Source organism: Escherichia sp. WS338 (assembly GCF_046486405.1).
Lineage (GTDB): Bacteria > Pseudomonadota > Gammaproteobacteria > Enterobacterales > Enterobacteriaceae > Escherichia > Escherichia coli.
In genome coordinates this window covers 206767-219921 of record NZ_JBJQLL010000001.1, presented here as the reverse complement: position 1 = coordinate 219921, position 13155 = coordinate 206767, and the positions used below count along the sequence as shown (strand labels likewise).

The 13155-nt window shown below is 51.9% G+C and carries 16 protein-coding genes; 11 read left to right on the top strand and 5 right to left on the bottom strand.

What is annotated here, in order from left to right; translation table 11 throughout:
• Position 1: 1 nt before the first annotated feature.
• Complete coding sequence (gene kdsD / locus ACJHWT_RS01110; RefSeq protein WP_001318060.1) at positions 2–988, bottom strand: arabinose-5-phosphate isomerase KdsD; 987 nt, start codon at positions 986–988, stop codon at positions 2–4.
• Between the two features lie 13 nt (positions 989–1001).
• Entirely contained in the window at positions 1002–1979 is a 978-nt protein-coding gene (locus ACJHWT_RS01105; protein ID WP_000922872.1) for a calcium/sodium antiporter, read from the bottom strand.
• Between the two features lie 209 nt (positions 1980–2188).
• Between ACJHWT_RS01105 and mlaF the strand changes: the two genes are divergently transcribed.
• The 7 genes from mlaF (at position 2189) to murA (ending at position 7019) form a co-directional block, all read left to right on the top strand.
• Entirely contained in the window at positions 2189–2998 is an 810-nt protein-coding gene (gene mlaF / locus ACJHWT_RS01100) for a phospholipid ABC transporter ATP-binding protein MlaF (RefSeq protein ID WP_000438239.1), read from the top strand.
• Positions 2999–3005: 7 nt separating this feature from the next.
• Positions 3006–3788 carry a lipid asymmetry maintenance ABC transporter permease subunit MlaE gene (mlaE, locus tag ACJHWT_RS01095; protein WP_000925795.1) on the top strand — a complete coding sequence of 261 codons (783 nt, stop codon included), beginning with the start codon at positions 3006–3008 and terminating at the stop codon, positions 3786–3788.
• 4 nt (positions 3789–3792) lie between these two features.
• Positions 3793–4344: an outer membrane lipid asymmetry maintenance protein MlaD gene (gene mlaD, locus ACJHWT_RS01090; protein WP_001296448.1), complete on the top strand. Its 552-nt coding sequence runs from the start codon at positions 3793–3795 to the stop codon at positions 4342–4344.
• An 18-nt stretch (positions 4345–4362) separates the two neighbouring features.
• Positions 4363–4998, top strand: a complete 636-nt coding sequence (gene mlaC, locus ACJHWT_RS01085; RefSeq protein ID WP_000476484.1) for a phospholipid-binding protein MlaC — start codon at positions 4363–4365, stop codon at positions 4996–4998.
• Positions 4998–5291 (top strand): lipid asymmetry maintenance protein MlaB, encoded by a 294-nt coding sequence (gene mlaB, locus ACJHWT_RS01080; protein WP_000004488.1) that lies wholly within the window; start codon positions 4998–5000, stop codon positions 5289–5291. The genes mlaC and mlaB overlap by 1 nt, the downstream gene beginning before the upstream one ends.
• 159 nt (positions 5292–5450) lie before the next feature.
• Complete coding sequence (gene ibaG, locus ACJHWT_RS01075) at positions 5451–5705, top strand: BolA family iron metabolism protein IbaG (protein ID WP_000429656.1); 255 nt, start codon at positions 5451–5453, stop codon at positions 5703–5705.
• Between the two features lie 54 nt (positions 5706–5759).
• Positions 5760–7019: a UDP-N-acetylglucosamine 1-carboxyvinyltransferase gene (murA, locus tag ACJHWT_RS01070; RefSeq protein WP_000357259.1), complete on the top strand. Its 1260-nt coding sequence runs from the start codon at positions 5760–5762 to the stop codon at positions 7017–7019.
• A 47-nt stretch (positions 7020–7066) separates the two neighbouring features.
• Here the strand turns inward: murA and sfsB are convergent, their stop codons facing one another.
• A complete protein-coding gene (gene sfsB / locus ACJHWT_RS01065; RefSeq protein ID WP_000445407.1) occupies positions 7067–7345 on the bottom strand; it encodes a DNA-binding transcriptional regulator SfsB in 279 nt (92 codons plus the stop codon).
• Between the two features lie 227 nt (positions 7346–7572).
• Entirely contained in the window at positions 7573–8544 is a 972-nt protein-coding gene (gene ispB, locus ACJHWT_RS01060; RefSeq protein ID WP_001047336.1) for an octaprenyl diphosphate synthase, read from the bottom strand.
• A 258-nt stretch (positions 8545–8802) separates the two neighbouring features.
• On the opposite strand from ispB, the gene rplU reads away from it, so the two are divergent.
• The 4 genes from rplU (at position 8803) to cgtA (ending at position 11672) form a co-directional block, all read left to right on the top strand.
• Positions 8803–9114 (top strand): 50S ribosomal protein L21, encoded by a 312-nt coding sequence (rplU, locus tag ACJHWT_RS01055; protein WP_000271401.1) that lies wholly within the window; start codon positions 8803–8805, stop codon positions 9112–9114.
• Between the two features lie 20 nt (positions 9115–9134).
• Positions 9135–9392: a 50S ribosomal protein L27 gene (gene rpmA, locus ACJHWT_RS01050; protein WP_000940595.1), complete on the top strand. Its 258-nt coding sequence runs from the start codon at positions 9135–9137 to the stop codon at positions 9390–9392.
• A gap of 126 nt (positions 9393–9518) precedes the next feature.
• Positions 9519–10484: a DMT family transporter gene (locus tag ACJHWT_RS01045; protein ID WP_000813040.1), complete on the top strand. Its 966-nt coding sequence runs from the start codon at positions 9519–9521 to the stop codon at positions 10482–10484.
• A 15-nt stretch (positions 10485–10499) separates the two neighbouring features.
• Complete coding sequence (cgtA, locus tag ACJHWT_RS01040; RefSeq protein WP_000673561.1) at positions 10500–11672, top strand: Obg family GTPase CgtA; 1173 nt, start codon at positions 10500–10502, stop codon at positions 11670–11672.
• 40 nt (positions 11673–11712) lie between these two features.
• Here cgtA and dacB read toward each other — a convergent pair whose 3' ends face one another.
• Positions 11713–13146: a serine-type D-Ala-D-Ala carboxypeptidase gene (gene dacB, locus ACJHWT_RS01035; RefSeq protein WP_001212636.1), complete on the bottom strand. Its 1434-nt coding sequence runs from the start codon at positions 13144–13146 to the stop codon at positions 11713–11715.
• Positions 13147–13155: the final 9 nt, after the last annotated feature.

Below are 13155 nucleotides of genomic sequence, written 5' to 3'. Positions count from 1 at the left end.
TTTACACTACGCCTGCACGCAGTAAATCATGCATATGTAACACACCGAGTAAATGGTCGCCATCGGCAACCATCACGGAGGTGATATGGCGGGACTGCATTAAGTTCAGTGCCTCAACGGCCAGAATGCCAGGGCGCACGCGTATTCCCCCCGGCGTCATAACATCGGCAATACTTAACTGACGAACATCCACGCCCATATCGAAGACACGGCGTAAATCACCGTCGGTAAAGATGCCTTCAATCATCATATTGTCATCGCAAATGACAGTCATACCAAGATTTTTGCGGGTAACTTCCAGCAATGCGTCACGCAGACTGGCCGTTTTCTTAACATGCGGGATCTCATCGCCCGTATGCATAATATCGTTTACGCGCAGCAGAAGTTTACGACCCAGTGCGCCGCCTGGATGTGAGAGCGCAAAATCTTCGGCAGTAAAGCCGCGTGCTTTTAACAGCGCGACAGCGAGGGCATCGCCCATAACCAGCGTGGCGGTGGTGCTGCTGGTCGGTGCCAGCCCTAACGGACAGGCTTCTTTCGCTACTTTAACACACAGATGAACATCTGCGGCGCGCGCCATGCTGCTCTTCGGGCGACCGGTGATGCAGATTAACGGTACGTGAAGACGCTTAAGCACTGGAATTAAGGCCGTGATTTCGCTGGATTCACCTGAGTTAGAGATAGCAATCACCACATCCTGTGGGGTGACCATGCCTAAATCACCATGCGCGGCTTCACCAGGATGGACGAAAAATGAAGGTGTACCGGTGCTGGCAAACGTTGCCGCCATTTTGCGCCCAATATGCCCCGATTTCCCCATCCCCATGACGACAACTTTCCCTTTACACCAGAACATCTTTTCACAGGCAAGCGTGAAATTCTGATTGATGTATTGATCAAGCTCCGCCAGGCATTCACGTTCAATCGCCAGGACTTCTTTACCTGCTTGCTGAAAGTCAAAACCCGGTTGTAACTCTACGTGCGACATAATGCGTTTCCAGTTATTCAACGAGTATTGGCGATAACCAGTACAACATCGCCAGCCATACGATAAATCCGCCAGTTAATAATACCCCTACACCACGGCCCGGTTGCGGGGAGCGCCGCCAGCACAGCAACGCAAAAATAATGCTCACCAGCAACATCACGCTGTAGTCACGACTGTACGCCAGTGGATCAATCTCTCCTGGCGTTATCAGCGCGGGTAAACCCAACACGATGACAATATTAAAAATGTTTGCGCCAATGATATTTCCGACAGCAATGTCGTTTTCACCTTTGCGAACCCCCGCTATTGCGGTTGCCAGTTCCGGCAGGCTGGTTCCGATAGCAATTGCCGTCAGACCCATCGTCAACTCGCTGATGGCAAAGTAATTCGCCAGCACCGTGGCGTTATCAACCACCATCCGCGTGGCCACTGGCATGATGATAAGCGCAATGCCGAGCCATAAAAACGCGACGGGCAATCCGCCGTCACGAGGCAGCTCTGCAAGCTGCTCTCTGGTCAGGCTGTCAGTCCCCTGACGTTCAGCCTGACGTGCAAGTTTAACAATGAACAGCAGCCATAGCACAGCCAGAAAGAGGAGAAAGATACCATCGCTTCGACTAAGTTGTCCGTCATAGAGTACGGAACCGGCCACCACGCTGACCAACAACATTAAGGGTAATTCACGGCGTAGAACATCAGAATGGACGGTAAAAGGACGAACCAGCGCAGCCAGACCGAGGATCAGCAATATATTGATAATGTTTGAGCCGAGGGCTGTACCAACGGCTAAATCGCGTTGTTCGTGCAGAGACGCGGCAAGCGAGACGATGATTTCTGGTAACGATGTACCAATACTGACCACCGTCATGCCGATGATCAGCGGCGGGATGCCAAAGGTTCGGCAAAGAATAGACGCGGCAAAAACCAGGCGGTCGGCACTGTAAACGACCAAAAGTAAACCAACAATTAACAGTGCCGTAGCTAAAAGCATCTAACGTCCTTTCTTCAGGTATACTCGCCGGTCCGCTGAAGATTTTCAGAAAGCCGTAACGGATTCTTAATTTTGACTTTATGCGGCTAAAAAGTAAAACAAATGCCAGCTTTCGCTAACCACGGCGGGTAATATTCTGTAAATATGTTGGGTTCAAGGTTAAATTGAGCGCCATGCTTAGAAAATCAACGCAAGACGAAGGGTGAATTATGGAGCAGTCTGTGGCGAATTTAGTCGATATGCGCGATGTCAGTTTTACGCGTGGCAATCGCTGCATCTTCGATAATATTTCCCTGACCGTGCCGCGAGGGAAGATCACGGCGATCATGGGGCCATCGGGCATCGGTAAAACGACGCTACTCCGTCTGATTGGCGGGCAAATCGCACCAGATCATGGTGAGATTCTTTTCGATGGTGAGAATATTCCGGCGATGTCTCGTTCGCGCCTGTATACAGTGCGCAAACGGATGAGCATGTTATTTCAGTCCGGGGCGTTGTTCACTGATATGAACGTATTTGACAACGTCGCCTATCCACTGCGCGAACATACCCAACTTCCCGCGGCATTGTTGCATAGTACGGTGATGATGAAGCTGGAGGCCGTGGGGCTGCGTGGAGCGGCTAAACTAATGCCTTCTGAACTTTCCGGTGGGATGGCGCGGCGTGCAGCGCTGGCGCGTGCGATTGCGCTGGAGCCGGATCTCATCATGTTTGATGAACCCTTTGTTGGGCAAGATCCCATCACCATGGGCGTACTGGTGAAGCTGATTTCTGAGCTGAACAGCGCGCTGGGCGTGACTTGTGTGGTGGTTTCTCACGATGTGCCGGAAGTGTTAAGTATTGCCGATCACGCCTGGATCCTGGCGGACAAAAAAATTGTCGCTCATGGCAGTGCCCAGGCGTTGCAGGCGAATCCTGATCCGCGCGTACGTCAGTTTCTGGACGGGATAGCTGACGGGCCTGTTCCGTTCCGCTATCCTGCCGGCGATTATCACGCTGATCTTTTACCAGGGAGTTAAGCCACTCATGCTGTTAAATGCGCTGGCGTCGCTCGGACATAAAGGGATTAAAACCCTGAGAACGTTCGGGCGGGCCGGGTTAATGTTATTCAATGCGCTGGTCGGCAAACCGGAATTTCGCAAACATGCGCCGCTGCTGGTGCGCCAGCTCTATAATGTCGGCGTCCTGTCGATGCTGATTATTGTGGTTTCTGGCGTGTTCATCGGAATGGTGTTGGGGCTGCAAGGTTATCTGGTTCTGACCACTTATAGTGCGGAAACCAGTCTGGGTATGCTGGTGGCGTTATCGCTACTGCGTGAACTGGGGCCGGTGGTTGCCGCGTTGTTGTTTGCCGGGCGTGCTGGTTCGGCGCTAACCGCAGAAATCGGCCTGATGCGCGCTACAGAGCAACTCTCCAGTATGGAGATGATGGCGGTGGATCCGTTGCGTCGGGTTATATCTCCCCGTTTCTGGGCTGGGGTTATTTCATTACCACTGTTGACGGTTATTTTCGTCGCCGTGGGGATCTGGGGCGGATCTCTGGTCGGCGTCAGTTGGAAAGGCATTGATAGCGGGTTCTTCTGGTCGGCAATGCAAAATGCCGTCGACTGGCGTATGGATCTGGTCAACTGTCTGATTAAGAGCGTGGTGTTCGCCATCACGGTGACGTGGATTTCGTTGTTTAACGGCTACGACGCCATCCCGACGTCTGCCGGGATTAGCCGGGCAACCACTCGCACCGTTGTCCACTCGTCTCTGGCTGTTCTGGGGCTGGATTTTGTGCTGACCGCATTGATGTTTGGGAATTGAGTTCATGCAAACGAAAAAAAATGAAATTTGGGTGGGTATCTTTTTATTAGCAGCACTACTGGCGGCGCTGTTTGTTTGCCTGAAGGCGGCGAACGTGACGTCCATACGTACTGAACCGACCTACACGCTTTATGCGACGTTCGATAACATTGGCGGCCTGAAAGCGCGCTCTCCGGTCAGCATTGGTGGTGTTGTTGTGGGCCGGGTGGCGGATATTACGCTGGACCCGAAAACCTATCTGCCGCGCGTAACGCTGGAAATTGAACAACGTTATAACCACATTCCAGATACCAGTTCGCTGAGCATTCGTACTTCCGGCCTGCTGGGGGAACAATATCTGGCATTAAACGTCGGTTTTGAAGACCCGGAACTGGGGACTGCTATCCTGAAGGATGGCGATACAATTCAGGACACCAAGTCTGCGATGGTGCTGGAAGATCTTATTGGTCAGTTCCTTTACGGTAGTAAAGGCGATGACAATAAGAATAGTGGCGATGCGCCAGCTGCTGCGCCAGGTAATAATGAAACCACTGAACCTGTGGGTACAACGAAATAATTTCAGGAGAACCGACGCATGTTTAAACGTTTAATGATGGTCGCTTTGCTGGTGATTGCACCGCTGAGTGCGGCAACCGCGGCAGACCAGACCAATCCGTATAAGCTGATGGACGAGGCGGCGCAGAAAACGTTCGATCGCCTGAAGAATGAGCAACCGCAAATTCGGGCCAACCCGGATTATCTGCGTACCATTGTCGATCAGGAACTGCTGCCATACGTACAGGTGAAATACGCCGGTGCGCTGGTGCTGGGCCAGTATTACAAGAGTGCGACCCCTGCTCAACGTGATGCTTACTTTGCCGCTTTCCGTGAGTACCTGAAGCAGGCTTACGGTCAGGCGCTGGCGATGTATCACGGTCAAACCTATCAGATTGCGCCAGAACAGCCGCTGGGCGATAAAACCATTGTGCCTATTCGCGTTACCATTATTGACCCGAATGGCCGCCCGCCGGTGCGTCTGGACTTCCAGTGGCGTAAAAACTCCCAGACGGGCAACTGGCAGGCTTACGACATGATTGCTGAAGGCGTCAGTATGATCACCACCAAACAAAACGAGTGGGGAACACTGCTGCGTACCAAAGGTATCGACGGCCTGACTGCACAACTGAAATCGATTTCTCAACAGAAAATCACTCTGGAAGAGAAAAAATAATGAGCGAGTCACTGAGCTGGATGCAGACGGGTGACACGCTGGCGCTATCCGGAGAGCTGGATCAGGACGTTCTGCTACCGCTTTGGGAAATGCGTGAGGAAGCGGTGAAGGGGATTACCTGCATCGATCTTAGCCGTGTGTCCCGCGTGGATACGGGTGGACTGGCACTGCTGCTCCATCTTATCGATCTGGCGAAAAAGCAGGGCAACAACGTGACGCTTCAGGGGGTAAACGACAAAGTGTATACCCTGGCGAAATTGTATAATTTGCCTGCTGATGTTCTGCCTCGTTAAATTTTTTCAGGCCGGATATGGCGTTAACCGCCTGTCCGGCAAACCTGCCTGCAAGTCGAGCCTTGTCTGATTTATCAGCGAGGCTTTTTGCTTATTTATGCCAGCGCAACTTTGCTCTAAGATGTTTCGCTGGTTTATTAACTGATGATTGAAGATCCCATGGAAAATAATGAAATTCAGAGCGTGTTGATGAACGCTCTCTCCCTCCAGGAAGTCCACGTTTCCGGCGATGGCAGCCACTTTCAGGTTATTGCCGTGGGTGAGTTGTTTGACGGCATGAGTCGGGTTAAAAAACAGCAGACGGTCTATGGCCCGCTGATGGAATATATTGCGGATAACCGCATTCATGCTGTGTCGATCAAAGCGTATACCCCTGCGGAGTGGGCGCGCGATCGCAAACTGAACGGCTTTTGAGCTATGGGCGATTCGCCGGTAGCGGATATGAATTGTTAACTGAGAACAAACTAAATGGATAAATTTCGTGTTCAGGGGCCAACGAAGCTCCAGGGCGAAGTCACAATTTCCGGCGCTAAAAATGCTGCTCTGCCTATCCTTTTTGCCGCACTACTGGCGGAAGAACCGGTAGAGATCCAGAACGTCCCGAAACTAAAAGACGTCGATACATCAATGAAGCTGCTAAGCCAGCTGGGTGCGAAAGTAGAACGTAATGGTTCTGTGCATATTGATGCCCGCGACGTTAATGTATTCTGCGCACCTTACGATCTGGTTAAAACCATGCGTGCTTCTATCTGGGCGCTGGGGCCGCTGGTAGCGCGCTTTGGTCAGGGGCAAGTTTCACTGCCTGGCGGTTGTACGATTGGTGCACGTCCGGTTGATCTACACATTTCTGGCCTCGAACAATTAGGCGCGACCATCAAACTGGAAGAAGGTTACGTTAAAGCTTCCGTCGATGGTCGTCTGAAAGGCGCACATATCGTGATGGATAAAGTCAGCGTTGGCGCAACGGTGACTATCATGTGTGCTGCAACCCTGGCCGAAGGCACCACGATTATTGAAAACGCAGCGCGTGAACCGGAAATCGTCGATACCGCGAACTTCCTGATTACGCTGGGTGCGAAAATTAGCGGTCAGGGCACCGATCGTATCGTCATCGAAGGTGTGGAACGTTTAGGCGGCGGTGTCTATCGCGTGCTACCGGATCGTATCGAAACCGGTACTTTCCTGGTGGCGGCGGCGATCTCTCGCGGCAAAATTATCTGCCGTAACGCGCAGCCAGATACTCTGGACGCCGTGCTGGCGAAACTGCGTGACGCTGGAGCGGACATCGAAGTCGGCGAAGACTGGATTAGCCTGGATATGCATGGCAAACGTCCGAAGGCTGTTAACGTACGTACTGCGCCGCATCCGGCATTCCCGACCGATATGCAGGCCCAGTTCACACTGTTGAACCTGGTGGCAGAAGGGACCGGCTTCATCACCGAAACGGTCTTTGAAAACCGCTTTATGCATGTGCCAGAGCTGAGCCGTATGGGCGCGCACGCCGAAATCGAAAGCAATACCGTTATTTGTCACGGTGTTGAAAAACTTTCTGGCGCACAGGTTATGGCAACCGATCTACGTGCATCAGCAAGCCTGGTGCTGGCTGGCTGTATTGCGGAAGGGACGACGGTAGTTGATCGTATTTATCACATCGATCGTGGCTACGAACGCATTGAAGACAAACTGCGCGCTTTAGGTGCAAATATTGAGCGTGTGAAAGGCGAGTAATTGTCTGAGAGCTGGCAGCCCCGTTCGCGGGGCTACCGCCAGACCACTCATTTTTTCGGTTTAGTGTAGCTACGCATCAACTGCGTTCTGTCGATAAACTCATGGGTCTGCGGATCATGGTAGCGAGATGGCCAGATAATCCAGGGGTCAGTTCCCAGGGCTTTCGCAATAATCATCTCTCCTTTCGGCCAGGGGCGCGATAATGCGTTCGCCAGCGTTGAGGAACTCAAACCATTTCTGCGAGATTCCGCCGCCATTGACGTTCCCTTCTTGCGCAAACCCGCAATGATGTCAGCGGGATGCCAGTCAATGAAATTACTTTCCATCTTTCCTCACTCCTTAAGTTAGTCGCTTTCATTCAGAACACTTCTTCTGTCGAGCATCACTATACTCCTGATGGCCTATTGCTCTAAAAAGTTCCTGTAAAGAGTGTGAATATTCAGAATATATAAAGATGTACGGCCCTATTTTTCAGGTGTTATAGAGCTGAATAAGTGTTTTTATGGAATTTACTGGAATCATCCCGCGCGCTGCGCGGGATGAGGGGAGGGGATTAACGATCGCGTTGAACAGCGATGTGCGCGAGGCCGATGAGTGCTTCTCGCCAAGGGGTGTCCGGGAGCACCTGTAACGCTGCGATGGCTTTGTCTGCTTCTTCCTCGGCACGCTGACGCGTCCATTCAAGAGATCCACAAGCGTTCATTGCTTCCAGAACCGGTTCCAGAAGATGGCGACCGTTACCCTGTTCGATGGCGGTACGAATCATCTGTGCCTGTTCTGGTGTGCCATGATGCATTGCATGCAGCAGCGGCAGCGTCGGTTTACCTTCGTTCAGATCGTCGCCGACGTTTTTACCTAACTGTTCGCCATCGGCATTGTAATCGAGTAAATCGTCGATCAACTGGAAAGCAGTGCCGAGATAGCGCCCATAATCCTGCAGGCCTTTCTCCTCCTCCGGCGTACAGCCAGCCAGAATCCCGGAACACTGCGCGGCAGCCTCAAACAGACGCGCGGTTTTGCTATAGATAACGCGCATGTAGTTTTCTTCAGTGATGTCCGGATCGTTAACGTTCATCAGTTGCAGAACTTCACCTTCTGCGATGACGTTTACGGCTTCTGACATGACTTCCAGCACTTTGAGTGAACCGAGGCTGGTCATCATCTGGAACGCGCGGGTATAAATAAAATCGCCTACCAGCACGCTGGCGGCATTGCCAAATGCGGCGTTGGCGGTAGCTTTACCCCTGCGCATATCTGATTCATCCACAACGTCGTCGTGTAGCAGAGTCGCCGTGTGGATAAACTCGATCAGGGCAGCAATGGTGACATGCGCATTTCCCTCATAGCCAACAGCTCGTGCAGCCAGTACAGCAATCATCGGACGAATACGTTTACCGCCGCCGCTGACGATGTAATAGCCTAACTGATTGATCAGTTGGACGTCGGAATTAAGCTGCTCAAGGATTGCCGCATTAACACCCGCCATATCTTGCGCGGTTAACTCATTGATTTTTTCTAAATTCATCGCAAAAGCCGGGCTTTTCGCCCCGATTACCTTACTGTGAACAAAGGCAACTTAGGGTTTATGGTTAGGAATATAGGGTGATTGTACTGAAAAAATGGCACAGATAAACGTTACCGTACAAGTTGTGTTTTTTTTCTTCGTGTATTGACTGTAGCACTTGTCAAAGGCGTGCGTTTTGCGTAATATTCGCGCCCTATTGTGAATATTTATAGCGCACTCTGAATCATTGAAAAGGTGTGCGCGGAAGCGGAGTTTTATATGTACGCGGTTTTCCAAAGTGGTGGTAAACAACACCGAGTAAGCGAAGGTCAGACCGTTCGCCTGGAAAAGCTGGACATCGCAACTGGCGAAACTGTTGAGTTCGCTGAAGTGCTGATGATCGCAAACGGTGAAGAAGTCAAAATCGGCGTTCCTTTCGTTGATGGCGGCGTAATCAAAGCTGAAGTTGTTGCTCACGGTCGTGGCGAGAAAGTTAAAATCGTTAAGTTTCGTCGTCGTAAACACTATCGTAAGCAGCAGGGCCATCGTCAGTGGTTCACTGATGTGAAAATTACTGGCATCAGCGCCTAAGACCTGAGGAGAGATTTCAAATGGCACATAAAAAGGCTGGCGGCTCCACACGTAACGGTCGCGATTCAGAAGCTAAACGCCTGGGCGTTAAGCGTTTCGGTGGCGAATCCGTTCTGGCGGGTAGCATCATCGTTCGTCAACGTGGTACCAAATTCCACGCTGGCGCTAACGTAGGTTGCGGTCGTGACCACACTCTGTTTGCTAAAGCAGACGGTAAAGTGAAATTCGAAGTTAAAGGCCCGAAAAACCGTAAATTTATCAGCATCGAAGCTGAATAAGTTTTTCGCGTCCCGGTAACGGATGAAAGCCCCGCAACACGTTGCGGGGCTTTTTACATTCGATAACCGGTAAAAATGCGCATGGTGCGACGTTAATCCGCATATGCGCTTTGCAGGGAATACGGTATGAAGCAGCAGGCAGGCATTGGCATTCTTTTGGCGCTCACCACAGCAATTTGCTGGGGGGCGTTGCCAATCGCAATGAAGCAGGTGCTGGAGGTGATGGAACCTCCGACAATCGTGTTTTACCGTTTCTTGATGGCGAGTATTGGCCTTGGTGCCATTCTTGCGGTGAAGAAGCGGTTGCCGCCATTACGCGTGTTTCGTAAGCCACGCTGGTTGATTTTGTTAGCAGTGGCGACTGCCGGGCTGTTTGGGAACTTCATCCTGTTCAGCTCATCCTTGCAATACCTGAGTCCGACCGCTTCGCAGGTAATTGGGCAACTCTCGCCAGTTGGCATGATGGTTGCCAGCGTATTTATCCTGAAAGAGAAAATGCGCAGTACTCAGGTTGTAGGGGCATTGATGCTCCTGAGCGGCCTGGTGATGTTTTTTAACACCAGTCTGGTCGAGATATTTACAAAGCTCACCGATTACACCTGGGGAGTTATCTTTGGGGTCGGTGCGGCGACGGTTTGGGTGAGTTATGGCGTGGCGCAAAAGGTTTTATTGCGTCGTCTGGCCTCACCGCAGATCCTGTTTTTACTGTACACTTTATGTACAATTGCGCTCTTCCCTCTGGCAAATCCTGGAGTGATAGCGCAGCTTAGCCACTGGCAGCTCGCATGTTTAATTTTTTGCGGACTGAATACATTGGTAGGATATGGCGCCCTGGCGGAAGCGATGGCTCGCTGGCAGGCAGCGCAGGTGAGCGCGATCATCACGCTCACCCCACTGTTTACGCTGTTTTTTTCAGATCTTTTATCACTGGCCTGGCCCGATTTCTTCGCCAGACCGATGTTAAACCTTTTAGGTTATCTCGGTGCGTTTGTCGTGGTTGCGGGCGCGATGTATTCCGCCATTGGTCATCGTATTTGGGGCGGATTACGTAAGCATACAACGGTGGTATCGCAACCCCGCGCAGGCGAATGATTTACGGAGAATAAAATGAAGTTTGTTGATGAGGCATCGATTCTGGTCGTTGCAGGTGATGGCGGTAATGGTTGCGTGAGCTTCCGCCGCGAAAAGTATATTCCGAAAGGCGGCCCGGATGGCGGCGACGGCGGTGATGGTGGTGACGTATGGATGGAAGCCGACGAGAACCTGAACACGCTTATCGATTATCGTTTTGAAAAATCTTTCCGTGCAGAGCGCGGTCAGAACGGTGCAAGCCGAGACTGTACCGGTAAGCGCGGTAAAGACGTCACGATTAAAGTACCGGTAGGTACGCGTGTAATCGACCAGGGTACCGGTGAAACCATGGGCGATATGACCAAACACGGTCAGCGTCTGCTGGTTGCTAAGGGCGGCTGGCACGGTCTGGGCAATACCCGTTTCAAATCGTCCGTTAACCGTACACCACGGCAGAAAACCAACGGTACGCCGGGTGATAAGCGTGAGCTGCTGCTGGAGCTGATGCTGCTGGCTGACGTCGGTATGTTGGGGATGCCAAACGCGGGTAAATCGACCTTTATTCGCGCGGTATCGGCGGCTAAACCGAAAGTGGCGGATTATCCGTTTACCACTCTGGTGCCAAGTCTTGGTGTGGTACGAATGGACAACGAAAAGAGCTTCGTTGTTGCCGATATTCCAGGACTGATTGAAGGCGCTGCAGAAGGCGCAGGTCTGGGCATTCGCTTCCTGAAGCACCTGGAGCGTTGCCGCGTTCTGTTGCACCTCATCGATATCGATCCGATTGACGGCACCGATCCGGTTGAAAACGCGCGTATTATTATCAGCGAGCTGGAAAAATACAGCCAGGATCTGGCGGCGAAACCGCGTTGGTTAGTCTTCAACAAGATCGACCTGCTGGATAAGGCAGAAGCCGAAGAGAAAGCGAAAGCGATCGCTGAGGCGCTGGGTTGGGAAGATAAATATTATCTGATCTCTGCGGCGAGCGGACTGGGCGTGAAAGATCTCTGCTGGGATGTGATGACCTTTATCATTGAAAACCCGGTCGTGCAGGCTGAAGAAGCGAAACAGCCAGAGAAAGTCGAATTCATGTGGGATGATTATCATCGCCAGCAGCTTGAAGAGATTGCTGAAGAGGATGATGAAGACTGGGATGACGACTGGGACGAAGACGACGAAGAAGGCGTTGAGTTCATTTACAAGCGTTAATCAGCAAAACCCCGGCCATGTGCCGGGGTTTCTCTTTAGACTAATTGTTCTGGTAAATATCTTTATACAAACGGCTTTCAAAACGTACCAACGGAATACGGCGATTACGCTGATCCGCCGGTTCTACTGCATAGCCAGAAAGATATTGCACAAACGCCATTCGTTGCCCGCTCGCTGTGGTAATGAATCCCGCCAGGTTATATACCCCCTGCAACGAACCGGTTTTCGCTGAGACTTTTCCATCCACGCCCGCCTGATGCAGACCTGCACGGTACTGCAAAGAGCCGTCATAGCCCGCCAGCGGCAGCATAGAGATAAAGTTAAGTTCATTGTCGTGTTGGGCAATGTATTGCAGCACCTGCATCATGGTGGCGGGAGCAATCAGGTTATGCCGCGAAAGCCCTGAACCATCGGCAATAATGGTATTTCCAATATCGACACCGGCTTGCTGGCGCAGGATCTGACGCACGGCGTCCGACCCGGCCCGCCATGTTCCAGGCACATTGAAGCGCGCATGGCCGATCATGCGGAAAACCGTATCGGCAATCATGTTGTCCGACTTTTTCAGCATAATCTTAAGCAGATCGTGCAACGGGGCCGACTGTTTACTGGCAACTACCGTTCCGGGTTCGTTAACCTGCGTCTGACGCAGCAGTGTTCCGCTCCAGGTGATACCTGCCTGTTTTAACTCATCTTTCAGAATTGCTCCAGCATAGCTGGCACCATCCTGCACGGCAAAAGCCAACGGGAGCGGCTCAGAACGTTGTGGCAGGCATCCGGTCAGCGTAAAGCGGTTCAGGTCGCCTGGCACCACATCCAGCTCGCAGTATTGCGCTTCGGCAGAACCACGGGGGAGGGTGCGTACCTGGCTGAACATCGTAACGGGGTAATAAGATGCCACGCGTATAAAAGCCATATCACCAGGTTTTGGGGCACTATAGAGCGAGACGGAGAAACAGTTGCGGTCAACTATGGCGGCGGCAGGCGGAGCGCTAAAGCATTGTGTCATGTCATTCCATGGCCAGCCGGGGGCTTTATCGTGGCTGGCGAAAATGGAGGTATCTATCAACACATTGCCATCGATTTGGTTGACGCCAGATTTTTTCAAAGTCGCGACCATATTGCGAATATCCTGACGTCTTAACGTCGGATCGGCACCAAATCGCGCCACTAAGTCACCCTTAAGTACGCCGTTTTCCACATTGCCTTTGGTTTCAAGCGTCGTGGTAAAACGAAAATCGGGGCCGAGTTGAATCAACGCCGCCAGTGCAGTAATCACTTTCTGCGTACTGGCGGGCAGCGCCATCTGCTGACTGTGGTAATCAATAGCGGGGGCCGACGCGCCGACTTTTTGCACCATCAGGGCAAGGTTGGCACCAGCGGGGAGTTGAGTAATGTACTCATCAACATTTGCGGCCTGAACACTGAACGCTATACAGCTGGTCAATCCGATGATAAATCTGGAAAATCGCATAATCTCGCG

Bases quoted from the DNA above. Each gene is read 5' to 3' on its own strand.
- rpmA (WP_000940595.1), top strand. From the start codon at position 9,135: ATGGCACATAAAAAGGCTGGCGGCTCCACACGTAACGGTCGCGATTCA.
- ACJHWT_RS01045 (WP_000813040.1), top strand. From the start codon at position 9,519: ATGAAGCAGCAGGCAGGCATTGGCATTCTTTTGGCGCTCACCACAGCA.
- rplU (WP_000271401.1), top strand. From the start codon at position 8,803: ATGTACGCGGTTTTCCAAAGTGGTGGTAAACAACACCGAGTAAGCGAA.
- ACJHWT_RS01105 (WP_000922872.1), bottom strand. From the start codon at position 1,979: ATGCTTTTAGCTACGGCACTGTTAATTGTTGGTTTACTTTTGGTCGTT.
- cgtA (WP_000673561.1), top strand. From the start codon at position 10,500: ATGAAGTTTGTTGATGAGGCATCGATTCTGGTCGTTGCAGGTGATGGC.
- mlaB (WP_000004488.1), top strand. From the start codon at position 4,998: ATGAGCGAGTCACTGAGCTGGATGCAGACGGGTGACACGCTGGCGCTA.
- mlaF (WP_000438239.1), top strand. From the start codon at position 2,189: ATGGAGCAGTCTGTGGCGAATTTAGTCGATATGCGCGATGTCAGTTTT.
- murA (WP_000357259.1), top strand. From the start codon at position 5,760: ATGGATAAATTTCGTGTTCAGGGGCCAACGAAGCTCCAGGGCGAAGTC.
- kdsD (WP_001318060.1), bottom strand. From the start codon at position 988: ATGTCGCACGTAGAGTTACAACCGGGTTTTGACTTTCAGCAAGCAGGT.
- mlaD (WP_001296448.1), top strand. From the start codon at position 3,793: ATGCAAACGAAAAAAAATGAAATTTGGGTGGGTATCTTTTTATTAGCA.
- ibaG (WP_000429656.1), top strand. From the start codon at position 5,451: ATGGAAAATAATGAAATTCAGAGCGTGTTGATGAACGCTCTCTCCCTC.
- mlaE (WP_000925795.1), top strand. From the start codon at position 3,006: ATGCTGTTAAATGCGCTGGCGTCGCTCGGACATAAAGGGATTAAAACC.
- mlaC (WP_000476484.1), top strand. From the start codon at position 4,363: ATGTTTAAACGTTTAATGATGGTCGCTTTGCTGGTGATTGCACCGCTG.
- ispB (WP_001047336.1), bottom strand. From the start codon at position 8,544: ATGAATTTAGAAAAAATCAATGAGTTAACCGCGCAAGATATGGCGGGT.
- dacB (WP_001212636.1), bottom strand. From the start codon at position 13,146: ATGCGATTTTCCAGATTTATCATCGGATTGACCAGCTGTATAGCGTTC.
- sfsB (WP_000445407.1), bottom strand. From the start codon at position 7,345: ATGGAAAGTAATTTCATTGACTGGCATCCCGCTGACATCATTGCGGGT.